The organism is Pseudolabrys sp., assembly GCF_035943735.1.
In the GTDB taxonomy this organism is placed as follows: domain Bacteria; phylum Pseudomonadota; class Alphaproteobacteria; order Rhizobiales; family Xanthobacteraceae; genus Pseudolabrys.
The window spans coordinates 44,171-65,761 of record NZ_DASZBV010000001.1 but is presented as its reverse complement, the minus strand read 5'-3'; the positions used below and the strand labels follow the sequence as shown (position 1 = coordinate 65,761).

Here is a 21,591-nt window from a genome sequence, read left to right as displayed (position 1 = left end):
GTCATCCATACCCGCTCATGCCACCGGCAGCACGTTGGTGTATTTCACCTGCTCCAGCGCGAAGCTCGACTCGATCGAGGCGATGCCTTCGAGCCGCGTCAGCTTGGTCTTGAGGAAGCGCTCGTAGGCGGCGAGGTCGGGAACGACGACGCGCAGCCAATAATCGCGCGGGCCGGTCATCAGATAGCACTCGAGCACTTCCGGCCAGCGCGCGATCGCCTTGGCGAAGCGATCGAGATTCTCCTCACCCTGCCGCTCGAGCTTCACCGAAATGAACACGCTGACCGGCAGCCCGACGGCGCGCTGATCGAGCACCGCGACGTAGCGGGAGATGACGCCCGCTTTCTCCAGGAGGCGCACGCGGCGCAGGCACGGCGATGGCGACAGCCCGACCTTGTCGGCGAGGTCGGCGAGACTCATGCGCCCGTCCGCCTGCAGGTGGCGGAGGATCTTGAGGTCGACAGCGTCGAGCTTGGCAGGATTTGGCATAAATTGCTCATTTTTCGGTTCAAATTGGCAGAATAGGCCAATATTGGCGTGCTTCATAGCGTGGATTGGCAAGCATCGCCGCGTTCGAATCCCCATACTCTTGCACTACGACGGCACGAGGTGGGCCATGGCGAAGCACGACGACCTGCACATCCTCTCGGCGCTGGAGCGCAAGGTACTCTGGCTGGCGAGCTGGATGATCCACAACGCCAATCACCTGCGCGAGAACACCGACGGGCTGAAGGTCGGCGGCCATCAGGCTTCGTCCGCCTCGCTCGCCACCATCATGACCGCGCTCTATTTCGACGTGCTCAAGCCGGAAGATCGTGTAGCGGTGAAGCCGCACGCCTCGCCGATCTTCCATGCCATTCAATATCTGCTCGGCAAGCAGACGCGCGAGCGCATGGAAGCTTTCCGCGGCTACAAGGGCGCGCAGAGCTATCCTTCGCGTACCAAGGATGTCGACGACGTCGATTTCTCGACCGGCTCGGTCGGCTTAGGCGTGGCGCAGACACTCTTTTCGTCTCTGGTGCAGGACTACGTGCGCGCGCACGGTTGGGGCACGGATCGGCCCGAGGGCCGCATGGTGGCACTGATCGGCGACGCCGAGCTCGACGAAGGCAACATCTTCGAGGCGCTGCTCGAAGGATGGAAGCAGGGCCTGCGCAATTGCTGGTGGATCATCGACTACAACCGGCAGAGCCTCGACGCCGTCGTGCGCGAGGGCTTGTGGGAGCGCTACGAACTGCTGTTCACGAATTTCGGCTGGAACGTCGTCATCGTGAAGTACGGCTCGCTGCAGCAGGCGGCGTTCAGGGAGCCGGGCGGCGACAAGCTCAAGACATGGATCGACAACTGCCCCAACCCGCTCTACTCGGCGCTGGTGTTCGCTGGCGGCGCCGCGTGGCGCAAGCGGCTGAACGACGAGATCGGCGACCAAGGCGATGTGTCGCGGCTGATCGCGAAGCGCTCGGATGCAGAGCTCGCGGCACTGATGAATAATCTCGGCGGTCATGACCTGCCGGCGCTGCTCGAGGCCTTCCATGCCGCCAAGAGCGACAAGCCAACCTGCTTCATCTGCTACACGGTGAAAGGCTTCGGCCTGCCGATGGCCGGACACAAGGACAATCACGCCGGCCTGATGACCCCTGCGCAGATGGACGTCTACCGCAAGGCGCAGAACGTGCGCGAAGGCCACGAATGGGACAAGTTCGAGGGCCTTAGCATCGCGACCGATGACGTGCAGGCGTTCCTCAGCCGCGTGCCCTTCGCACAGGGTGGCGAGCGGCGCCTGCCGGCGCCGGCGATTCCCGTGCCGGACAAGCTTCAGGTGGCGATCCAGCCGACCATGTCGACGCAAGCCGGGTTCGGCAACATCCTCAACGAGATCGGCCGCGGCGATGACGACTTCGCGCAGCGCATCGTCACGACCTCGCCGGACGTCACCGTCTCGACCAATCTCGGCCCGTGGGTGAACCGGCGCGGTCTGTTCGCGCGCGAGGCGATGGCCGACACCTTCAAGAGCGAAAGCATCCCCTCGACGTTCCACTGGGAGTTTTCGCCCAAGGGCCAGCACATCGAGCTCGGCATCGCCGAGGCGAACCTGTTCATCAACCTGTCGGCGCTCGGCCTGTCGCACACGATCAACGGCGTGCGGCTGCTGCCGATCGGCACTTTGTACGATCCGTTCATCGCCCGCGGCCTCGATCAGCTCAATTACGCCTGCTACCAGGACGCCCGCTTCATGGTGGTGGCGACGCCGTCCGGCATTACCCTCGCCGGCGAAGGCGGCGCGCATCAGTCGATCGCCCAGCCGCTGATCGGCATGGCGCAGGACGGGCTCGCCGCGTTCGAGCCGGCCTATGTCGATGAGCTCGCGGTCATCATGGCTTTCGCCTTCGCCTACTTGCAGAAGAGCGGCGGCGAAGTTTCCGAACGGAATTGGCTGCGCGACGAGACCGGCGGCTCGGTCTATCTGCGGCTCTCAACGCGCCCGGTCGAGCAGCCGCAACGAACGATGTCGGACGAACTCGCGCAAGAGATCGTCGACGGCGCCTACTGGCTGCGCAGGCCGGGGCCGAACGCGCAGGTCGTCGTCGCCTATACCGGCGCCATCGCGCCGGAGGCGATCGCGGCGGTCGGCCTGATGGCCGAGGATCGCCGCGATATCGGCCTTCTCGCGCTAACATCGGCCGACCGGCTCAACGCCGGCTGGACGGCGGCGCAGCGCGCGCGCGAACGCGGCCTGGTGCATGCACGGTCGCACATCGAACGTTTGCTCGATGAGGTGCCGCCCGGTTGCGCAATTGTCACGGTGCTCGACGGCCATCCGGCGACGCTGGCGTGGCTGGGCGCGGTCGGCGGTCATCGCACGCGCTCGCTCGGCGTCGAGCATTTCGGCCAGACCGGTACTCTCGCCGATCTCTATCGCCATTACGGCATCGACGCGCAGGCGATCATCGCCGCCGCGCAGGCCATCGCGCCTGGACGGCCGATCCGGCATTTGCGGGCGCTCTGATTTCCCTCTCCCCGCTTGCGGGGAGAGGGTGGCGAGCAGCGAAGCTGCGAGCCGGGTGAGGGGGCGTTTCCTCGAAGCTCAGACTCGCGGTAACGCCCCCTCACCCGCCCGCCATCGCTCACGCTCGGCGGGCGACCTCTCCCCGCACGCGGGGAGGTGAACCTCAGCGGCCATCCTCCTTCATCATCGCCGCGCACTTCTCGGCAATCATCATCGTCGGCGAATTGGTGTTGCCCGACGTGATCGACGGCATCACCGAGGCGTCGGCGACGCGCAGACCGTCGACGCCGATGACCCGCAGGCGCGCGTCAACCACGGCGCGGGCATCGTCGTCACGGCCCATGCGCGCGGTGCCGACCGGATGGAAGATGGTGGTGCCTATGTCGCCGGCGGCGTGCTCCAACACGGCCTCGTCGTCGCCGACTCTCGCGCCGGGCAGATACTCTTCCGGCCGATATTGCGCGAGCGCCGGCTGCGCCACGATGCGACGCGTGACGCGGATCGAATCCGCCGCCACCCGCCGGTCCTCCGGCGTCGACAGATAATTCGGCCGGATCGCCGGCGCCGCCGCCGGATCGGCCGACTTCAGCGTCAGCATGCCGCGGCTTGTCGGCCGAACATTGGCGACGCTCGCCGTAAACGCCGGGAACGGATGCAGCGGCTCGCCGAACTTGTCGAGCGAGAGCGGCTGCACGTGGTACTGGATGTTAGCGCGGTCCTGCGTCGAGTCGGAGCGCGTGAAGGCGCCGAGCTGCGACGGGGCCATGGTCAGCGGGCCGCGCCGGCGCAGCACATAGTCGAGCCCCATTGCCAGCTTGCCGCCGAGCGACGCATACATCGAATTGAGTGTCTTCACACCTGCGACCTTATAGATCGTGCGCAACTGCAAATGGTCGTGCAGGTTTTGGCCGACGCCTGGCTTATCGAGCACGAGCGGAATGCCGTGCTCGGCGAGATGCGCGGCCGGTCCGACGCCGGACAGCATCAATATCTGCGGCGAGCCGATGGCGCCGGCGGCGAGCACGATCTCGCCGCGGCATTTGGCGCTGCGCAATTTGCCGTCCTGCCGCCAACGCACGCCGGTTGCGCGCCTGCCGCTGAACTCGATCGCCTCGACCAGGCAACCGGTCTCCAGTTTCAGGTTCGCCCGATGCAGCACCGGCTTGAGGAATCCGCGCGCCGCCGACCAGCGCCGGCCGCGCCTCTGGTTGACGTGGAAGTAGCAGATGCCCTCGTTGTCGCCGGTGTTGAAGTCCGGCACCGCCGGGATGCCGTACTGGATCGCCGCCTGACGGAAGGCTTCCAGAATTTCCCACGATAGCCGCTGCTCCTCGACGCGCCATTCGCCGCCCTGGCCGTGAACCTGACCCTCGGTCATGAAATGATCGACGTGCTTGCGGAAGAACGGCCGCACGTCGTCCCACGACCAGCCCGGCAGCCCGAGTTGGCGCCAGTTGTCGTAGTCGGCCGACTGGCCGAGCATGTAGATCATGCCGTTGATGGCCGAGGAGCCACCGATCACCTTGCCGCGCGGATAGTTGAGGCTGCGGCCATTGAGACCCGGCTCTGGCTCGGTCTTGAACAGCCAGTCGGCGCGCGGATTACCGATAGCGAACAGGTAGCCGACGGGGATGTGGAACCAGATCCAGTTGTCGCGGCCGCCCGCCTCGAGCACGAGCACCCGCTTGCTCGGGTCAGTGGAGACGCGGTTGGCCAGCACGCAGCCGGCCGAGCCGGCGCCCACCACGATGGTGTCGAACTCGCCTTCGATGGGCGTTGCCTGCGCCATGTTCTCCTCACTCTCACGTCGGCGGACTTTACCCTGTGGGTGCCCTGTTGTTACAGTGGCCGTGACCCAATGGCGCATCGTGCATGCGCCGTACGCGGCCGGAACGGCGGTTCCGACGATCGGTCACTTCAAATGACCTCAGACACCGGTGGGCGTCCTTTGCGCGTCCCAGGAGAACCGCCATGGCCAAACGCTTTTTCGTGCTCGCCTGCCTCATCTTCGCCCTCGCGCAACCCGCGGTTGCGCAGGAAACCATAACCGTGTTCGCCGCCGCGTCGTTGAAGAACGCGCTCGACGACGTCGACGCCGCCTTCGCCATGGCCAATGGCGCGAAGATCACAGCCAGTTACGAAGCGAGCTCGGCGCTCGCCAGGCAGATCGAGGCGGGCGCGCCGGCCGACGTGTTCATCTCCGCCGACCTTCGCTGGATGGACTATGTGGCCGAGCACAGACTGATCAAGCCGGACACGCGCGTGAACCTGCTCGGCAATAAGCTGGTGCTGATCGCGCCGAAGGGTTCGATGCTCGACCACGTGCCCATCGGCCAGGGCTTCGATATCGCCAAGCTCGCCGGCGACGGCCGCATCGCGGTCGCCGACGTGAAGGCGGTGCCGGCCGGGCTCTACGCCAAGGCCGCGTTGACCAAGCTCGGCGCCTGGGCGGCGGCCGAGCCGAAGCTGGCGCAGGCGGAGAACGTGCGCGCCACGCTCGCTTTCGTCGCCCGTGGTGAGACGCCGCTCGGCATCGTCTACGAGACCGACGCCAGGGTCGAACCGAAGGTGAAGATCGTCGGTGTCTTTCCCGACGGCTCCTATCCGCCGGTGACTTATCCGGTGGCGGCGACGGCGAGCACGACCAAAGCCGATGTGGCAAAGTATCTCGCCTTCCTGCGCAGCAGGCAGGCGAAAGACATCTTCGAGAAATACGGCTTCAGCGTGCTGACCACGCCGGCGTCGTGATGACGATGACAGCCTCGATGAGGTGCGTGCCCCGGGCGCAGCGCGGCACGCAGTGCTGCGCTGCACACCCGGGGCCCCGCTTCCTGTCCCACCGACCGGGGCCCCGGATCTGCGGTGCAACGTTGCACGTTGCACCGCGTCCGGGGCACGAACCACCGTATGTTTGATCTCTCCCCCGACGAATGGACTGCGGTCGCGCTGTCGCTGCGCATCGCCAGCGTCGCGACGCTCGTCTCGCTGCCGTTCGGCATTGCCATCGCCTACGTGCTGGCGCGCAAGCGTTTCTGGGGCAAGTCGCTGCTCGACGCGCTCATTTACCTGCCGCTGGTATTGCCTCCGGTGGTCACCGGCTATCTCTTGCTGATCACGCTCGGCCGCCGCGCACCGGTCGGCGCCTTCCTCGCCGACCACTTCGGCATCGTCCTGTCGTTCCGCTGGACCGGCGCGGTCGTCTCCTGCGGCGTGATGGCGTTTCCGCTGCTGGTGCGCGCGATCCGCCTGTCGATCGAGGCGATCGACCGCCGGCTCGAGGAAGCGGGCATGACGCTCGGCGCCGACCCGTTCTGGACCTTCGTCAGCATCACCTTGCCGCTCACGCTGCCCGGCATCATCGCCGGCATGATGCTGGCCTTCGCCCGCGCGCTCGGCGAGTTCGGCGCCACCATCACCTTCGTTTCCAACATCCCCGGCGAGACGCAGACCATCTCGGCGGCGATCTACACGCTGACGCAAGTACCGGGCGGCGACGCCGCGGCGCTGCATCTCGTCATCGTCGCGGTGTTGATCTCATTCGCCGCTCTGTTCGCCTCGGAATGGCTGGCGCGGCGTGCCGCGGCCCGCCTGCATGGAGAGTGACGTGCTCGCCTGCGAGGTGCACAAGACACTCGACGCTTTCACGCTCGACGTCGGTTTCGAGGCCGCGGGCGTGACCGCGCTGTTCGGCCCGTCCGGCAGCGGCAAGACCAGCCTCATCAATATGATCGCCGGGCTGATGACACCCGACGCCGGCCGCATCGTGCTCGACGGCGACATGCTGTTCGATGCGGCGCGCAGGGTCAACGTGAAGCCGTGGAAGCGGCGCATCGGCACCGTGTTCCAGGAGGGCCGACTCTTTCCGCATCTGTCGGTGAAGCACAACCTCGATTATGGCCGCTGGATGAGCGGGCTGCCCGCCGACGCCAAGGCCTTTGCGCATGCGGTCGAGTTGCTCGACATCGGCCACCTCATCGGCCGCCGCCCCGGCAAGTTGTCAGGCGGCGAGCGCCAGCGCATCGCCGTCGGCCGCGCGCTCCTGATGAAGCCGCGGCTGCTGCTGCTCGACGAGCCGCTCGCCTCGCTCGACGCCGCGCGCAAGGCCGAGATCCTGCCCTATCTCGAGCGGCTGCGTGACGATGCCGGCGTGCCGATGATCTACGTCAGCCATGACGCGGGCGAAGTGGCGCGCATCGCGACGCACGTGGTGCGGCTGGAAGACGGCCGCGTCGCCGCCTCAGGCGGAGTCGAGGTGCTGAAGTCGTCCTAGCGCGGCTTCGCTGCCGGTTTCGCGCGGCGCTTGACGACAGGCTTCTTCCTTTCCGGCGGCTTGGCGCCGATCGGGTCGAAGCCGACATAGACGACGTAGGAGTCGAGCAGACCGAGCGGCCTCGGCAGCGGGAACGAGATTGTGTCGTCGACATGCGTGAAGTTGGCGCGGTCGACATCGCCGCCGATCGTCACCGCCTCCTTGCCGAAGGTCGACACGATCGGCTTCGGCGTGACGCCGTCCTGCACGACGGCAATGCGCATCGGCACCTCCACCGTGCCGGGGCCGCCGGCGGGGCCGGTGATGATGCGGCCCTCGATGCCGACCTTCATCGACATGATGCCGTTGTTGACGTGACACTCGCGCGCCGTGCGGATGATGCTGCCCTGGTATTTGACGTCGAGCGGCGACGGCTGCTGCTCTTTCGGGTTGCTGCCGACGACGAGCGTGGCGGCACCGGCGCGGATCATCACGCCGGGACATTCGATGTCGGTCTGGATCTCCGGCGCGTCGGGCGCCGCGGCGTTGGTCTGCGTGGCCGTCGAGGACGTGCTGAAGAGGTCGAGCGGCGACTTACTGAACACGTTCCCCACGCTGCTGCTCATGCTGCTCATGGTGCTGCCGCACCCGGCCAGCAGCCCCAGCGCTCCGATGGCCAGAAGGCCAGCGGCGCCCCGCGCCGCCTTGTCCCTTACCCCACGCATACCCGGCTCTCTTCCGTTACAGACGTACGACGCCTGCTTATAGCAAAGCGACTGTGGCCGCCAAACGGCAACAGGTCGCCTCAGTCGGGATCGTCCTTGAGCCGGGCATAGAGGAGGTGGTCCTGCCACGTCCCGTTGATGCAGAGATAGCCGCGTGCGTAGCCCTCGCGCTGGAAGCCGGTCTTCTCCAGCAGCGCGATCGACGGCTTGTTGGTCGGGATGCAGGCGGCCTCGAGCCGGTGCAGCCGCAGGCTGCCGAAACAAAACGGGATCAGCGCCCGCACCGCCGCGCTCATGTAGCCCTGATGGGCGAAGGGCTGGCCGGTCCAGTAGCCGATGCTGCCGGCCTGGGCGACGCCGCGGCGAATGTTCGCCAGCGTCAGGCCACCGACCATCGCGCCGTCGCTGGTGCGGAAGATCAGGAACGCATAGGCGGCGTCGCTGCGCTGGTCCTCGGCATAGCGGCGCAGGCGGCGGCGGAACGCCGAACGGGTGAGATCGTCGGGCGGCCAGATCGGTTCCCACGGCGTGAGGAAAGCGCGGCTCTGTTCGCGCAGCGCGGCCCATTCGGGAAAGTCGCTCGCCACCGGCATGCGGAGCAGGACGCCGTTGCCGGACACGGCCGGCAGCACGTCGCCGAAGTTCACGCTACGGAAAAACGCCATGGTCCGTCCAACCGAGCGTCCCCCTTGCGCTCAGGCGGCCCGGCGCACCAGACTTTCCGCGATTGCCGCCGTGCTTTCAAGGCCGTTGCCGGGGCCGAGCGCCGCGATGGCGGGGCGGCCGCGGTTGACCAGCGCACGGCCGGCGGCGCGCGCGCTCTCCACCGTCACCGCGTCGACCTTGGCGACGATCTCCTCGAGCGGGATCGGCCGGCCGTAGGCCAGCATCTGCCGCGCGAGTTGGCCGATGCGCGCTTCCGAGCTTTCCAGCGCCATCAGCAGGCCGGCCTTCATCTGCGCCTTGGCGCGGTTGACCTCCGCCTCGTTCAGCGTCTCGGTGGCGTTGCCGATCTGGTCGATGACGACGCGCATCAATTCCGGCGCATCGGTCTCGTCGGTGCCGGCATAGAGCCCGAACATGCCGATGTCGCTGTACGGCATGTGGAAGGCGTGGATCGTGTAGCAGAGGCCGCGGATTTCGCGCACCTCCTGGAACAGGCGCGAGGACATGCCGCCGCCCAGCGCACTGGTGAAGACCTGCATGCTGTAGAGGTCGGGATGCTTCACCGCCACGCCTTCGAGCGCCATGGCGATGTGCACCTGCTCGAGATCGCGCGTCTCGACGCGCGTACCGCCCGAGAACCGCGCAGGCTCCGGCGCCGGCCCGGCCGGTCCGACGAAGCTCGCGAACCGCTTCTCGGCCTCCTCGACGATCCGCCGGTGCTCGACGGCGCCGGCGGCGGCGATCAGCATGTCGGGCGCGCGATAATTGCGCGTCAGATAGGAGCGCAGACGCGCGGCATTGAACGAGCGCACGGTGTCCGGCGTGCCGAGAATGGAGCGGCCGACCGGCTGATCGGGAAACGCGGTCTCCTGCAGGCGGTCGAACACGAGATCGTCGGGCGCGTCTTCGGTGGCGCCGATCTCCTGCACGATCACGTTTTGCTCGCGGCGCAGCTCCTCCGGATCGAAGGTCGGATCGGAGAGGATGTCGGCCAAAACATCGAGCGCGAGCGGCACGTCGGCCTTGAGCACGCGCGCGAAATAGCCGGTCGATTCGACGCTGGTCGCCGCATTGAGATCGCCGCCGACCGCCTCGACGGTCTCGGCAATCTGCCGCGCCGTGCGCCGGCTCGTGCCCTTGAACGCCATGTGCTCAAGCAGATGCGAAATGCCGTGCTCGTCCGGCTTCTCGTCGCGGCTGCCGGCGCCGACCCAGACGCCGAGCGAGGCGGATTCCAGATGTTCCATGCGATCGGTGACAACCGCGAGCCCCGAGGGAAGACGCGTGACTTCGACGCTCATGCCGCTGCTCCTTCCTGTGCGGCGCGCGAGGCCGCCAGTACGAACTTTTCTACCTGCGTCTGGTCGGCCGGCAGGACGGTCACGCGCTCCTTGCGCTTGGTGAGGTCGCCGAGCCAGTCGGGCAGTCCGGGCTCGACGCCGCACGCCGCCTTCACCGCGTCGGGGAATTTTGCCGGATGCGCCGTCGACAGCACGACCATCGGGACCGACGGATCGCGCGGCTCTTTTTCGGCGACGGCCAGCGCCACCGCCGTATGCGGATCGGCGCAGTAGGACGCCTCGCGCATCCATGCGCGGATGGTGGCGGCGCTCTCCTGCTCATCGGCGCGGCCGGCCGCGAACAGATCGCGCATGGCCTCGAGTGCGTGCGCCGACACGGAGAAGCGCTTCGATTGCGCCAGCGAACTCATCAGCCCGCGCACCGCGCCGGCGTCGCGGCCGTAGGCGTCGAACAGCAGCCGCTCGAAGTTGGACGAGACCTGGATGTCCATCGACGGCGAGCTGGTGGCCATCACGTCGCGCACCTCGTACGTGCCCGTCGCGAAGGTGCGGGCAAGTATGTCGTTGACGTTGGTCGCCACCACCAGCCGGTCGATCGGCAGGCCCATCTTCCCGGCAACATAGCCGGCGAAGACGTCGCCGAAATTGCCGGTGGGAACCGTGAAGGCGACCTTGCGGTGCGGCGCGCCGAGCGCCGCCGCCGCGGCGAAATAATACACCGCCTGCGCCACGATCCGCGCCCAGTTGATCGAATTGACGCCCGACAGGCGGACGCGGTCGCGGAAGGCGTGGTGATTGAACATCGCTTTCACCAACGCCTGACAGTCGTCGAAGGTGCCTTCGACGGCGACGGCGTGGACGTTGGCGTCGGGCGCCGTCGTCATCATTAGGCGCTGCACGTCGGAGACGCGACCGTGCGGGAACAAAACGATCAGGTCGACCTGCTCGCGGCCGCGGAACGCCTCGACGGCGGCGCCGCCGGTGTCGCCGGAGGTGGCGACGACGATCGTCGTGCGCTCGCCGCGCTGGCGCAGCGCGTGGTCCATCAGCCGGGCGACGAGCTGCATCGCCAGGTCTTTGAAGGCGAGCGTCGGGCCGTGGAAGAGTTCCAGGACGAACAGGCCGGGATTGAGTTGCACCAGCGGCACGGTCGCCGGATGGCGGAAGGTTCCGTACGCCTCCTGCGCCATGCGCGCGAGGTCGGCATCGGCGATGCTGCAGCCGGTGAAGCGGCGGATGACGTCGGTCGCCACCTCGGCATAGGGCCGACCGGCGAAGCCGGCGATCTCCTCGGCGGACAGGCGCGGCCAGCTGTCAGGGACATACAATCCGCCGTCGCGAGCCAATCCCGCGAGCATGACCTCGACGAAATCGAGCGGAGCGGCTTCGCCCCGTGTGGAGATATAACGCATTGAATTTTCGTAGGTTTTTAAGGCGGTCCGGGACGCAAGGGGCCACACTAGCGGTCAGGGGCGGCTTTCACAAGGAACGCTCAGGCCGGCTTCTTGAAGTGGCCATAGACCCACATCCCATAGAAGGCGCCCAAGGCGGCCGCCAGCCCGAACCAGGTGATCGCGTATTGCAGGTGGTTGTCGGGCAGGTTGACGACGAGCTTGCCGGGCGATGGCAGCCCGCCGGCCGGCGCCGGCGCCTCCTGGTCGACGTAGAACGGCGCGATCGTCCCCCAATGGTGCGTAGCGGCCATCGCTGCGGGATCGCGCGCGAACCAGGTGTTGCCTTTGACGTCGGCAGCCGGCGTGAACATGCCGGGCGCCTCCGGCCAGCGCAGATAGCCGACCACATTCACGGCGCCCTGCGCCTCGCCCTCTGCCTGCCCGATCATCGCCTTGCGCGCGAGCGGCACGAAACCGCGGTCGACGACGATGGTGCTGCCGTCGGCGAGCTTGGCCGGCGCGAAGACGAAATAGCCGGGGCCTTTGACGTCGCTGCGCAGCGCGGAACCGGGTGAATAGACGAGTGCCTCCTCGCCCGGCGCGAACGTCGCGACGAAGGCGACGCGGCGGAATTCGTTCGCCGCCTGCGTCAGCGTCTGCCACTGCGCTGAAAGGGGCAGCGGCTGCGGCGGCCGATCGAGCCGCGACGTCATCGCGGCGATCAAGTCTTCCTTCCACACCTTGCGGTGCAACTGCCACACGCCGAGACCGATCAAAAACCCGACGCAGATCACAGTCGTCAGCGTGGTCCCGACGAGGCCGCGCACGCGTGCCGGCGCGCTCACTGATCGCCCCGCTCAAGGCGGCCTTCGGCCGCCTTGTGATGATATTGCAAGGCGATCAGCAGGCCCTTGAGCGGCCGCAGCGGGCCGAGCGTGACCAGCAGGATGAGCGGGAGCCACAGCGCCGCGTGGACCCAATACGGCGGTTGGTAGAGGAATTCGACGATCAGCGCCGCGAACACGACGATGAAGCCGCCGATCAGGATCATGAACACCGCCGGGCCGTCGCCGGCATCGGCGAAGCCGTAATCGAGGCCGCAATGGTCGCAAGCTTTCCGCAGCCCGAGAAATCCCGTGAACACCTTGCCCTCGCCGCAACGTGGACAGCGGCCGCGCAGGCCGCGCACGATGGAGCGCTCGATGGTCACCGGTTGCTGCCTCATCACTGGAATCCCCTAAAGCGAAAGGGCGGCGTTGCCGCCGCCCTTCGGAAACCTCAGGCCGGCGCGGTCATCCGCCGTGCCCGGCTGCGGCGCCCGCCCCCGAGCCCCACACATATATGCAGGCGAACAGGAACAGCCACACGACGTCGACGAAGTGCCAGTACCAGGCGGCGAACTCGAAGCCGAGGTGCTGGGTCGGCGAGAACTGGCCGTTGAGCGCCCGCACCAGGCAGACGATCAGGAAGATCGTGCCGATGATCACGTGCGCACCGTGGAAGCCGGTCGCCATGAAGAAGGTGGCGCCGTAGATGTTGCCGCTGAAGGCAAACTCGGCGTGCGAGTACTCGTAGCCCTGGATGCAGGTGAAGGTCGCGCCAAGCAGGATGGTGAGGATCAGGCCCCACTTGAGGCCCTGGCGGTCGTTCTCCAGGAGCGCGTGGTGTGCCCAGGTCACCGTGGTGCCCGAGGTCAGCAGGATCAGCGTGTTGAGGAGCGGCAGGTGCCAAGGGTCCATCGTCTCGATGCCCTTGGGCGGCCACACGCCGCCGGTGAAGGCGACACGGCCGACCTCGTTCAGCGCGTCGGGGAACAGCGCCGTGTTGAAATAGGCCCAGAACCACGCGACGAAGAACATCACCTCGGAGGCGATGAACAGAATCATGCCGTAGCGGTGCGAGATCTGCACCACGCGGGTGTGGAAGCCGCCGAACTCGGCTTCGCGGATTACATCGCGCCACCAGCCGACGAAGGTGTAGAGCACGCCGAGCACGCCGACGCCGAAGATGAACGGCGCGGCGGGGAACATGTGGTGCATCCAGGTGATCGCGCCCACCGCCATGATGAAGGCGGAAATGGAGCCGACCGCCGGCCACGGGCTCGGATCGACCAGGTGGTAGTCGTGATGCTTGGCGTGAGCGTCGGCCATCGTCGTCTCCGTTCAAGTCCCGTTTCGCTGTAGCGGCGCTGGCGGCGCCCCCGAATCTTGCCCTTAGAGTTTCTTCGACCCCGGAGCCGCCGGCGCTTCGGCGACCGGCTTCTCCGGATTCGGAATGCGGTAGAAAGTATAGGACAGCGTGATCGTGTCGAGCCGGTCCTGGTCGCTGTCCTTGACCAATGAGGGATCGACGTAGAACACGACCGTCATCTCGCGGGTCTCGCCTGCCTTCATGGTCTGCTGCGTGAAGCAGAAGCAGTTGATCTTGGTGAAGTAGGCCCCGACCTGCGGCGGCGCGACGTTGTAGCCGGCCTGCGCGGTGATTTCGCGCGCGGCCATGTTGGTGACCTTGTAGTGCACGGTCGCCACTTCGCCGATGTGGATATGAATCTCGTTCTGCTCGGGCTCGAACTTCCACGGCAGGCCCGGCGCGACATTGCTGTCGAAGCGCACATTGATCATGCGGCCGAGCACCTTGCCAGGCGCGGCGACCGCGACCTGGGTGGTGCCGCCGAAACCGGTGGTGCGGCAGAACCAGCTATAGAGCGGCACCGATGCGTAAGCGGCGCCGACCATCATCGCCGCGACGACACCGCAGATCCCGGCCACGATCACGTCGCAGCGGAGGTTCGGCTTCTTCGGATTTGGCGTGGGTGTGGTCATTGGTGCGCGTCCTCAGAACGGACGATTCAGGACGCCGGGACCCTTCACCAGCGTCATCACGTAGAAGAGAATGACCAGCGCGGCGAGCGCCAGCGCAATCGCGATCGAGCGCGAGCGGCGGGCGCGCTGCTGCGCTTCGGTGAGAACGACACCCTTATCCTTGTCGTCCCTCTGCGGTTCGCTCATGACGGCTCCGATGCTCACGTGGTCAGCCGAGCGAGGAGCCCGCCCCAACCGCGTTCGACCAGCAAGACCGCGAAGAGCAGGAACAGGTACAGAATCGAGAAGGCGAACAGGTTGCGGCTGGCGCGCTCAGCCGGCGCGCGCTCGAACAGCACCTGTACCGCCAGCAGCAGCATGATCGCGCCGGTCACGCAGGCAACCGTGCCGTAGAGCAGCCCGGCAAAGCCGAGCGCCCAGGGGGCGACGCCGAGCGGCACCAGCAGCAGCGTGTAAAGCAGGATCTGCCAGCGGGTCGACACCTCGCCCGCGACCACCGGCAGCATCGGCACGCCGGCGCGCGCGTAGTCCTGCATGCGGTAGAGCGACAGCGCCCAGAAGTGCGGCGGCGTCCAGAAGAAGATGATCAGGAACAGCAGCACCGGCTCGACCGCCAGCGAGCCGGTCACCGCCGCCCAGCCGATCATCGGCGGGAAGGCGCCGGCGGCGCCGCCGATGACGATGTTCTGCGCGGTCGAGCGCTTGAGCCACATCGTGTAGACGACGGCATAGAAGAAGATGGTGAAGGCGAGTAGCGCGCCGGCGAGCCAGTTGACCAGCAGGCCGAGCGTCACCACCGAGAAGCCCGACAGCGTCAGGCCGAAAGCAAGCGCCTCGCCCGGCTTGACGCGGCCCATCGGTACCGGACGGCGCGAGGTGCGGGTCATCACCGCGTCGATGTCGGCGTCGTACCACATGTTCAGCGCGCCGGAGGCGCCGGCGCCGACGGCGATGCACAGGAGAGCCGTGAAGGCCGTGATGGGGTGCATATGCCCCGGAGCTACCGCGAGACCGACCAGCGCGGTGAACACGACAAGCGACATCACCCGCGGCTTCAGCAGGGCGATGTAGTCGGAGACGGTCGCCAGACTCGGCTCAGCAAGATCGAAATCCGATCGCGCAGCCAGAGGACCTGAGAGTTTCGTACCTTCACCGACGAACGACATCTACGCTTGCTTCCTCGACATCCGGCGCGGCGAGACCCCGTGAACGGGACCCGGGATCTCGCCATTCGTTTCACTTGATTCGCGGCAGCGTCTCGAACTGGTGGAACGGCGGCGGCGACGACAGCGTCCACTCCAGCGTGGTCGCAGACGGGCCCCACGGGTTATCGCCGGCGACCCGCTTCTTCATGAAGGCCTCGATCACACCGATGAAGAAGATGAGAACGCCGAGGCCCGTGATGTAAGACCCGAATGACGATATCTCGTTCCAGCCGTGGAACGCCATGGGATAGTCGACCGTGCGGCGCGGCATGCCGGCGAGGCCGAGGAAGTGCTGCGGGAAGAAGATGATGTTCGCTCCGATAAACATCACCCAGAAGTGCGCCTTGGCGATGGCCTCGTTGTACATATAGCCGCTCATCTTCGGGAACCAGTAGTACCAGCCGCCGAAGATCGCGAACACTGCCGCGATGCCCATCACGTAATGGAAATGAGCGATGACGTAATAGGTGTCATGCAGCACGCGGTCGACGCCCGCGTTCGCCAAGACGACGCCGGTGACACCACCGATCGTGAAGATGAAGATGAAGCCGAGCGCCCACAACATCGGCGCGCGGAATTCGATCGAGCCGCCCCACATCGTGGCGATCCAGGAGAAGATCTTCACCCCGGTCGGCACCGCGATCACCATCGTCGCGGCGACGAAATAGGCCTGCGCGCCGGTCGACAGCCCGACCGTGTACATGTGGTGCGCCCAGACCACGAAGCCGATGCCACCGATTGCGACCATGGCATAGGCCATGCCGAGATAGCCGAACACGGGCTTCTTCGAGAAGGTCGATACGATCTGCGAGATGATGCCGAAGCCCGGCAGGATCAGGATGTACACTTCCGGGTGACCGAAGAACCAGAATAGATGCTGGAACAGCAGCGGGTCGCCGCCGTGGTCGCCGGAGAAGAAGGTGGTGCCGAAGTTGCGGTCGGTGAGCAGCATGGTGATGCCGCCGGCGAGCACCGGCAGCGCCAACAGCAGCAGGAACACTGTCACCAGGATCGACCAGACGAACAGCGGCATCTTGTGCAGGGTCATGCCCGGCGCGCGCATGTTGAAGATCGTGGTGATGAAATTGATGGCGCCGAGGATCGACGAGGCGCCGGCCAGGTGCAGCGACAGGATGACGAAGTCCACAGCCGGGCCCGGGTGACCCGAGGTCGACAGCGGCGGATAGAGCGTCCAGCCGGTGCCGGCGCCGAGCGAGCCGGGTTCGCCCTCGACGAACATCGAGGTGATCAGAAGCGCGAATGAAGCCGGCAAGAGCCAGAACGAGATGTTGTTCATGCGCGGGAACGCCATGTCCGGCGCGCCAATCATCAGCGGCACGAGCCAGTTGCCGAAGCCGCCGATCATCGCAGGCATCACCATGAAGAAGATCATGATCAGGCCGTGGCTGGTGGCGAACACGTCGTATTCGTGGGACGACGGGAAGAACTGGATGCCGGGATTCTGCAGTTCGAGGCGGATGGCGATCGACATCAGCGCGCCGATGACGCCGGCCATCATCGCGAACACGAGGTACATCGTGCCGATGTCCTTGTGGTTCGTGGAATACACGAAACGCCGCCACCCGGTCGGATGGTGCGCGTGAACGTCGTGCGTGTCGTGGGCCGCCGCGGTATTGCTCGCCATCGTCATTACCCTTCGCAGATTGTCGCCTGTCACCGTATTATATTCGGCTCACACTATATGTCACTCGGCGGCGGCGAGCGTCGTCGGCCCGCTGTTGTCGGCGGAGAATTTCTTCTTCGCCGTCGCCAGCCACGCCGCGTAATCCTTCTCGCTCAGGACATGGACGGCGATCGGCATGAAGGCGTGGTCGCGGCCGCACAGCTGCGAGCACTGGCCGTAATAGGTGCCCTCGCGCTCCGCCTTGAACCAGGTCTCGTTGATGCGGCCGGGGACCGCGTCGATCTTGATGCCGAAGGACGGCACCGAGAAGGAGTGGATCACGTCGGCGCCGGTGACGAGGACGCGGACGACCTTGTTCACCGGCACGACGAGCTCGTTGTCGACCGTGAGCAGCCGCGGCTGGCCGGGCTTGAGGTCCTTGTCCTGCACCAGGAGCGAGTCGAACTCGATCTTCTGGTCGGGATAGCTGTAGCTCCAGAACCACTGCTTGCCGGTCGCCTTCACCGTCAGATCGGCGGGCGGGACCTTGAGTTCGTAGAACAGCAGCCGGAACGACGGCACCGCGATCGTCACCAGGATCAGCACCGGCACCACCGTCCAGACCATCTCGATGAGGGTGTTGTGCGTGGTGCGCGACGGGACCGGATTGCGCCGGGCGTTGAAGCGCACGATCACCACCAGCAGCAACGTCATCACGAGCAGCGTAATGGCGACGATGATCCAGAGCAGGAAGTGGTGAAACCAGATGATGTCGTCCATCACCGGCGTCACGCCGGCCTGCAGATTCATCTGCCAAGGATGAGGCTGTCCCATCGGCTCATTGGCGGCGAACGCCGCGGCCCCCCCGGCAAACACGGCCACGAACGTGACCACACATGCGACCAACCGCTTGAGCAACATCATTGTCGACTGCTCTCCTCGACGAGAAAACCGGCCTTGCGAATCAAGGCTCCTTTTGCCGTCCACCGCAGGACTGATGTTCGGCCGGAACCCCCTCTGAGCACGGCACTTTGCCACGGGCGTGGCAGCTTGAACGGTGCTTCGGGTGGGGAAATCCCGGCTTCTCAAACCACAATTCCGACGCTGCCGCAATGCGCCAAATTACGCCCGCCACAGGGCTGACCGTATTACCCCCAGGCGGAAAAAATCGCCGTATTTACGCCACCCCGGCGCGGCTTAGGTCTCGCGTGCACCGGCGGTTGTTCTCGGGGGCCGCGTCGCTTGACAGGATCGGCCGGGCATGACCCAAACGGGGGGACGACGATTAGATAAAGCCTGGCGCGATTCGCGACGGCGCTGGCCGGGCCAAAGGACTGGAGTCATGGGCTTTTTCAACCGGCTCAGGACCGCTGTAGCGGGCTCGATCGGCGGCGGGGCGCTTGTGGCGGCCGCGCTCGTGCTTTTCGTGCCGTCGCAGGAAGCCCTTGCCCAGGGCGCGGTAAAGTCGGTGCACAAGGATTGGCAGATCCGCTGCGACACGCCGCCCGGCGCGAAGTCGCAGCAGTGCGCGCTGATTCAGAGCGTGACCGCGGAAGACCGGGCCAATGTCGGCCTGACTGTCATTGTACTCAAGACGGCCGACCAAAAGAGCCGGTTGATGCGGGTCGTGGCGCCCCTCGGCGTGCTGCTGCCATCGGGTCTCGGCCTGAAGATCGACAATGTCGACATCGGCCGCGCCGGCTTCGTGCGCTGCCTGCCGAACGGTTGCATCGCTGAAGTCGTCATGGACGACACCCTCATCGGCAAGCTGCGCAACGGCAAGACAGCGACCTTCATTATCTTCCAGACGCCGGAAGAGGGTATCGGCTTCCCGATGAGCCTCGCCGGCTTCGGCGAGGGCTACGACCAGTTGCCCTGATCCGGCTCCTGCCCTTCTGAAATCGCCGGCAAGTCCGGCACGATCCTGATACCGGCCTCGGTGCCATTGCCGTCCCTCGACGGCCGGCGAAGCGCGGCCTAAGCATGCCGATCGTCACGATCCGCATGCGAGGCCCCGCGTGAGCACCGAGCAGAAGCCCTGTCCGCCGCCTGATCGCAATCCGCACCCGCCGGCTTTCGCGGTGCCGGCCGGCGCGACCGATTGCCACGCGCATGTCTTCGGCCCGGCGGTGCGCTATCCCTACCAGCCTGACCGCTCCTATACGCCGCCGGACCTGCCGCTCGCCGACCTGCGGCGCATGCATGCGACGCTCGGTCTACAGCGGCTGGTGCTGGTGCAGGCGAGCGTGCACGGCACCGACAGCAGCGCCGTGCGCGATGCCGTCGCCAGCGATCCCGCCAACCTGCGCGGCATCGCGGCGATGACGGAAGAGACCACCGATAAGGAACTGGCAGCGCTGCATGATGCCGGCATTCGCGGCGTGCGCGTCAACCTGGTCGACCGCGGGGGCATGCCATTCCGCTCGCTCGACGCGCTGGCGCAGGCGGCCGAGCGCATCCGCGATCTCGGCTTCCACATCGAACTGCTCGTGCACGTCGAGAGCTTCCCCGACCTGCGCACGCTGGCGAAGACGATCTGCGTGCCGATGTCGGTCGGGCATATCGGTTACACCAAGGCGGCCGCCGGCGGCCTGCAGCATCCGGGCTTCCAGGATTTCCTGGCGCTGCTGCGCGACGGCTATTTCTGGGTGAAGCTCACCGGTCCTTATCGCATCAGCGCGTGCACGCAGTATCCGTACAAGGACATTTCCGACATGGCGAAAGCGGTGATCGCTGCCGCGCCAGAGCGCATCGTCTGGGGCTCGGACTGGCCGCACGTGATGGTGCAGACGACGATGCCGAACGATGGCGATCTCCTCGACGCGCTCGCCGAATGGGCGCCGGACCCGGTAGACCGCCATCGCATCCTCGTCGATAATCCGGCGCGCCTTTACGGCTTTTAGTTGAACCGCACAGCACAGAAGAAGCGGTCGACGATTTCCAGGGGAGGAGATTATGCAGAACCGCTTCCGACTCGTAGCGGCCGCCGCGCTGGCGACGACGCTCATTGTCCACGGCGCGCCCGCACGCGCGCAGAATTTCAGCGACCGCCCCATCAAAATGATCGTCGGCGTCGCCGCCGGCGGCGCCACCGATGTCACCGCGCGCGTCATCGCGCAGAAACTGTCGGAAAGTTTGAAGACACCGGTCATCGTCGAGAACAAGCCCGGCGGATTCTTCGAGCCGGCCTACCGCGAGCTGACGAGCGCGGCGCCGGACGGCCACACCGTGTTCATGATCTCGGCCGCCATCGTCGTGGCGCAGCCGGCGCGCAAGAACTACCCGTTCGACATCCGCAAGATGACGCCGATCTCGGAAGTTTCGTCGGGCCCGTTCATCCTGACGGCGCGCAAGTCGCTCAACATCAAATCCGTCGCCGATCTCGTCGCCTACGGCAAGGCCAACCCGGGCAAGCTCACCTTCGGCTCGGGCGGCGGCGCCGGTTCGTCGCTGTCGCTGTGCGCCGAGCTCTTCCGGCTCAAGGCCGGCCTCAAGATCGTCAACGTGCCGTACAAGGGCGCCGCCAACGCACTGACCGATCTCATGGGGAACAGCATCGACGCGATGTTCGACGCACTGCCGGTCGAGGTCGAACAGGTGAAGAGCGGCAACGTCGTCGGCCTGGCGGTGACCGGCGCGAAACGCTCGCCGGCGCTGCCGGACGTGCCGACGATGATGGAAGCCGGCATCAAGGATTACGAGACCTACAATTACTTCGGCCTGATCGCCCCGCCGAACACGCCCAAGAATATTGCCAAGGCGCTCAGCGACGCCACCGCCAAGGCCGTCGCCCTGCCCGAGATCAAGGCGCTGTTCGAAAAGCAGGGCATGGCGCCGATCGGCAGCGATCCGGACGCGTTCGGCAAGGTGCTCGGCGAGGATTTGCAGCGCTGGACCGACGTGATCAAGGACGCCGGCATCACGCCGCAATAAGCGCCTGCCCGCGTGGCGGCCCGCGCCGCCGGCCATTGCAGTCCTGTCGGCGCAACACCCGCGCATTGTTCCGCCGCGCGGGAATCGCAATTTTGTGTAGAGCTGTTTGCTCTGCCCGCCGTCCGGCAGGGAACGCTGTTCATTGTTCCTGTGTTTTTGGTCCGACTGTATCGCCCACCGTTCAGGCGAGATGGTAAACACAGGGAGGCTTCACATGCGGAACATTGCTAAATTCGCCACTGCCGCCGCGCTGGTCGGCGCGATGGCCATTGCGACGACGCCGAGCCAGGCGGAACATGGCCGCAATGCGGCGGCTGCCATCGGCTTCGGCGCCGGCGCACTGGTCGGCGCGGCCGCTGCCAGCAGCGCATATAACGGACCGGACTACGCCTACGGTCCGGATTACGCCCCGGCCTATTACGGCGGCGGCTATGCGTATCAGCCGGGCTATGCCTATGAGGCGGCGCCGGCATACGAGCCGGCCTATGCCTACGAACCCGCGCCGATGATCGCGCCCTCGTCCTGCTGGGTGAGCACGGACAACACGCGCGGCTTCGGCTATCGCGGCTCCTGCGCGTCGCACACCCAGGACACCGACGCGGCGACGCTGGGTCAGGCGCGACGCAACCTGAGCATCGGGCGTCCGTAGGCAAACGCGCTCCAGA

The 21,591-nt window shown here is 66.3% G+C and carries 22 protein-coding genes; 8 read left to right on the top strand and 14 right to left on the bottom strand.

Annotated features, from left to right (window positions below; all coding sequences use genetic code 11):
* Nucleotides 1-15 precede the first annotated feature (15 nt).
* Entirely contained in the window at nt 16-489 is a 474-nt protein-coding gene (locus tag VGV41_RS00305; RefSeq protein WP_326861642.1) for an Lrp/AsnC family transcriptional regulator, read from the bottom strand.
* 127 nt (nt 490-616) lie between these two features.
* Between VGV41_RS00305 and VGV41_RS00300 the strand changes: the two genes are divergently transcribed.
* Nucleotides 617-3,007: a transketolase gene (locus tag VGV41_RS00300; RefSeq protein WP_326861641.1), complete on the top strand. Its 2,391-nt coding sequence runs from the start codon at nt 617-619 to the stop codon at nt 3,005-3,007.
* A 163-nt stretch (nt 3,008-3,170) separates the two neighbouring features.
* On the opposite strand, the gene VGV41_RS00295 is transcribed toward VGV41_RS00300, so the two are convergent.
* Nucleotides 3,171-4,796 carry a GMC family oxidoreductase gene (locus VGV41_RS00295; protein WP_326861640.1) on the bottom strand — a complete coding sequence of 542 codons (1,626 nt, stop codon included), beginning with the start codon at nt 4,794-4,796 and terminating at the stop codon, nt 3,171-3,173.
* Between the two features lie 182 nt (nt 4,797-4,978).
* Here VGV41_RS00295 and modA point away from each other — a divergent pair, with 182 nt between their 5' ends.
* From modA to modC, 3 genes are all read left to right on the top strand, one after another.
* A complete protein-coding gene (gene modA, locus VGV41_RS00290; protein ID WP_326861639.1) occupies nt 4,979-5,755 on the top strand; it encodes a molybdate ABC transporter substrate-binding protein in 777 nt (258 codons plus the stop codon).
* Between the two features lie 159 nt (nt 5,756-5,914).
* Nucleotides 5,915-6,610 (top strand): molybdate ABC transporter permease subunit, encoded by a 696-nt coding sequence (modB, locus tag VGV41_RS00285; RefSeq protein WP_326861638.1) that lies wholly within the window; start codon nt 5,915-5,917, stop codon nt 6,608-6,610.
* Nucleotide 6,611: 1 nt separating this feature from the next.
* Nucleotides 6,612-7,277: a molybdenum ABC transporter ATP-binding protein gene (gene modC / locus VGV41_RS00280; protein ID WP_326861637.1), complete on the top strand. Its 666-nt coding sequence runs from the start codon at nt 6,612-6,614 to the stop codon at nt 7,275-7,277.
* Here the strand turns inward: modC and VGV41_RS00275 are convergent.
* From VGV41_RS00275 to coxB, 12 genes are all read right to left on the bottom strand, one after another.
* Nucleotides 7,274-7,981, bottom strand: coding sequence for a hypothetical protein (locus VGV41_RS00275; protein ID WP_326861636.1), 708 nt, complete (start codon nt 7,979-7,981; stop codon nt 7,274-7,276). The two genes, modC and VGV41_RS00275, sit on opposite strands and share 4 nt — an antisense overlap.
* A gap of 80 nt (nt 7,982-8,061) precedes the next feature.
* Entirely contained in the window at nt 8,062-8,646 is a 585-nt protein-coding gene (locus VGV41_RS00270; protein ID WP_326861635.1) for a GNAT family protein, read from the bottom strand.
* A 30-nt stretch (nt 8,647-8,676) separates the two neighbouring features.
* Nucleotides 8,677-9,948, bottom strand: a complete 1,272-nt coding sequence (locus tag VGV41_RS00265; RefSeq protein WP_326861634.1) for a pitrilysin family protein — start codon at nt 9,946-9,948, stop codon at nt 8,677-8,679.
* Entirely contained in the window at nt 9,945-11,360 is a 1,416-nt protein-coding gene (thrC, locus tag VGV41_RS00260) for a threonine synthase (protein ID WP_326861633.1), read from the bottom strand. Before thrC ends, VGV41_RS00265 begins: the two co-directional genes overlap by 4 nt.
* Nucleotides 11,361-11,440: 80 nt before the next feature.
* Entirely contained in the window at nt 11,441-12,187 is a 747-nt protein-coding gene (locus VGV41_RS00255; protein WP_326861632.1) for an SURF1 family protein, read from the bottom strand.
* On the bottom strand, nt 12,184-12,567 hold the full coding sequence (locus VGV41_RS00250) for a DUF983 domain-containing protein (RefSeq protein WP_326861631.1): 384 nt from the start codon (nt 12,565-12,567) through the stop codon (nt 12,184-12,186). The genes VGV41_RS00255 and VGV41_RS00250 overlap by 4 nt, the downstream gene beginning before the upstream one ends.
* A 67-nt stretch (nt 12,568-12,634) precedes the next feature.
* Nucleotides 12,635-13,492 carry a cytochrome c oxidase subunit 3 gene (locus VGV41_RS00245; protein ID WP_326861630.1) on the bottom strand — a complete coding sequence of 286 codons (858 nt, stop codon included), beginning with the start codon at nt 13,490-13,492 and terminating at the stop codon, nt 12,635-12,637.
* Between the two features lie 63 nt (nt 13,493-13,555).
* Nucleotides 13,556-14,164, bottom strand: a complete 609-nt coding sequence (locus VGV41_RS00240) for a cytochrome c oxidase assembly protein (protein WP_326861629.1) — start codon at nt 14,162-14,164, stop codon at nt 13,556-13,558.
* Nucleotides 14,165-14,176: 12 nt separating this feature from the next.
* A complete protein-coding gene (locus tag VGV41_RS00235; RefSeq protein ID WP_326861628.1) occupies nt 14,177-14,350 on the bottom strand; it encodes a CoxF protein in 174 nt (57 codons plus the stop codon).
* Nucleotides 14,351-14,364: 14 nt separating this feature from the next.
* Nucleotides 14,365-15,330, bottom strand: coding sequence for a heme o synthase (locus tag VGV41_RS00230; RefSeq protein ID WP_326861627.1), 966 nt, complete (start codon nt 15,328-15,330; stop codon nt 14,365-14,367).
* Between the two features lie 70 nt (nt 15,331-15,400).
* Entirely contained in the window at nt 15,401-17,014 is a 1,614-nt protein-coding gene (ctaD, locus tag VGV41_RS00225; protein ID WP_326861626.1) for a cytochrome c oxidase subunit I, read from the bottom strand.
* Between the two features lie 60 nt (nt 17,015-17,074).
* Nucleotides 17,075-17,917, bottom strand: coding sequence for a cytochrome c oxidase subunit II (coxB, locus tag VGV41_RS00220; protein WP_326861625.1), 843 nt, complete (start codon nt 17,915-17,917; stop codon nt 17,075-17,077).
* Nucleotides 17,918-18,335: 418 nt separating this feature from the next.
* Here coxB and VGV41_RS00215 point away from each other — a divergent pair, with 418 nt between their 5' ends.
* From VGV41_RS00215 to VGV41_RS00200, 4 genes are all read left to right on the top strand, one after another.
* On the top strand, nt 18,336-18,872 hold the full coding sequence (locus tag VGV41_RS00215; RefSeq protein ID WP_326861624.1) for an invasion associated locus B family protein: 537 nt from the start codon (nt 18,336-18,338) through the stop codon (nt 18,870-18,872).
* A 139-nt stretch (nt 18,873-19,011) separates the two neighbouring features.
* Nucleotides 19,012-19,896 (top strand): amidohydrolase family protein, encoded by an 885-nt coding sequence (locus VGV41_RS00210; RefSeq protein ID WP_326861623.1) that lies wholly within the window; start codon nt 19,012-19,014, stop codon nt 19,894-19,896.
* Between the two features lie 52 nt (nt 19,897-19,948).
* Nucleotides 19,949-20,926, top strand: a complete 978-nt coding sequence (locus VGV41_RS00205; RefSeq protein WP_326861622.1) for a tripartite tricarboxylate transporter substrate binding protein — start codon at nt 19,949-19,951, stop codon at nt 20,924-20,926.
* A 214-nt stretch (nt 20,927-21,140) separates the two neighbouring features.
* Nucleotides 21,141-21,575: a hypothetical protein gene (locus VGV41_RS00200; RefSeq protein WP_326861621.1), complete on the top strand. Its 435-nt coding sequence runs from the start codon at nt 21,141-21,143 to the stop codon at nt 21,573-21,575.
* The last annotated feature ends 16 nt before the right edge of the window (nt 21,576-21,591 follow it).

What these genes read in the sequence shown, in the direction of transcription:
- VGV41_RS00205 (WP_326861622.1), top strand. Translation starts at nt 19,949, where the DNA reads ATGCAGAACCGCTTCCGACTCGTAGCGGCCGCCGCGCTGGCGACGACG.
- VGV41_RS00265 (WP_326861634.1), bottom strand. Translation starts at nt 9,948, where the DNA reads ATGAGCGTCGAAGTCACGCGTCTTCCCTCGGGGCTCGCGGTTGTCACC.
- modB (WP_326861638.1), top strand. Translation starts at nt 5,915, where the DNA reads ATGTTTGATCTCTCCCCCGACGAATGGACTGCGGTCGCGCTGTCGCTG.
- VGV41_RS00235 (WP_326861628.1), bottom strand. Translation starts at nt 14,350, where the DNA reads ATGAGCGAACCGCAGAGGGACGACAAGGATAAGGGTGTCGTTCTCACC.
- VGV41_RS00270 (WP_326861635.1), bottom strand. Translation starts at nt 8,646, where the DNA reads ATGGCGTTTTTCCGTAGCGTGAACTTCGGCGACGTGCTGCCGGCCGTG.
- VGV41_RS00200 (WP_326861621.1), top strand. Translation starts at nt 21,141, where the DNA reads ATGCGGAACATTGCTAAATTCGCCACTGCCGCCGCGCTGGTCGGCGCG.
- VGV41_RS00215 (WP_326861624.1), top strand. Translation starts at nt 18,336, where the DNA reads ATGGGCTTTTTCAACCGGCTCAGGACCGCTGTAGCGGGCTCGATCGGC.
- ctaD (WP_326861626.1), bottom strand. Translation starts at nt 17,014, where the DNA reads ATGGCGAGCAATACCGCGGCGGCCCACGACACGCACGACGTTCACGCG.
- modA (WP_326861639.1), top strand. Translation starts at nt 4,979, where the DNA reads ATGGCCAAACGCTTTTTCGTGCTCGCCTGCCTCATCTTCGCCCTCGCG.
- VGV41_RS00275 (WP_326861636.1), bottom strand. Translation starts at nt 7,981, where the DNA reads ATGCGTGGGGTAAGGGACAAGGCGGCGCGGGGCGCCGCTGGCCTTCTG.
- VGV41_RS00240 (WP_326861629.1), bottom strand. Translation starts at nt 14,164, where the DNA reads ATGACCACACCCACGCCAAATCCGAAGAAGCCGAACCTCCGCTGCGAC.
- VGV41_RS00305 (WP_326861642.1), bottom strand. Translation starts at nt 489, where the DNA reads ATGCCAAATCCTGCCAAGCTCGACGCTGTCGACCTCAAGATCCTCCGC.
- VGV41_RS00230 (WP_326861627.1), bottom strand. Translation starts at nt 15,330, where the DNA reads ATGTCGTTCGTCGGTGAAGGTACGAAACTCTCAGGTCCTCTGGCTGCG.
- coxB (WP_326861625.1), bottom strand. Translation starts at nt 17,917, where the DNA reads ATGATGTTGCTCAAGCGGTTGGTCGCATGTGTGGTCACGTTCGTGGCC.
- VGV41_RS00295 (WP_326861640.1), bottom strand. Translation starts at nt 4,796, where the DNA reads ATGGCGCAGGCAACGCCCATCGAAGGCGAGTTCGACACCATCGTGGTG.
- VGV41_RS00250 (WP_326861631.1), bottom strand. Translation starts at nt 12,567, where the DNA reads ATGAGGCAGCAACCGGTGACCATCGAGCGCTCCATCGTGCGCGGCCTG.
- VGV41_RS00300 (WP_326861641.1), top strand. Translation starts at nt 617, where the DNA reads ATGGCGAAGCACGACGACCTGCACATCCTCTCGGCGCTGGAGCGCAAG.
- thrC (WP_326861633.1), bottom strand. Translation starts at nt 11,360, where the DNA reads ATGCGTTATATCTCCACACGGGGCGAAGCCGCTCCGCTCGATTTCGTC.
- VGV41_RS00245 (WP_326861630.1), bottom strand. Translation starts at nt 13,492, where the DNA reads ATGGCCGACGCTCACGCCAAGCATCACGACTACCACCTGGTCGATCCG.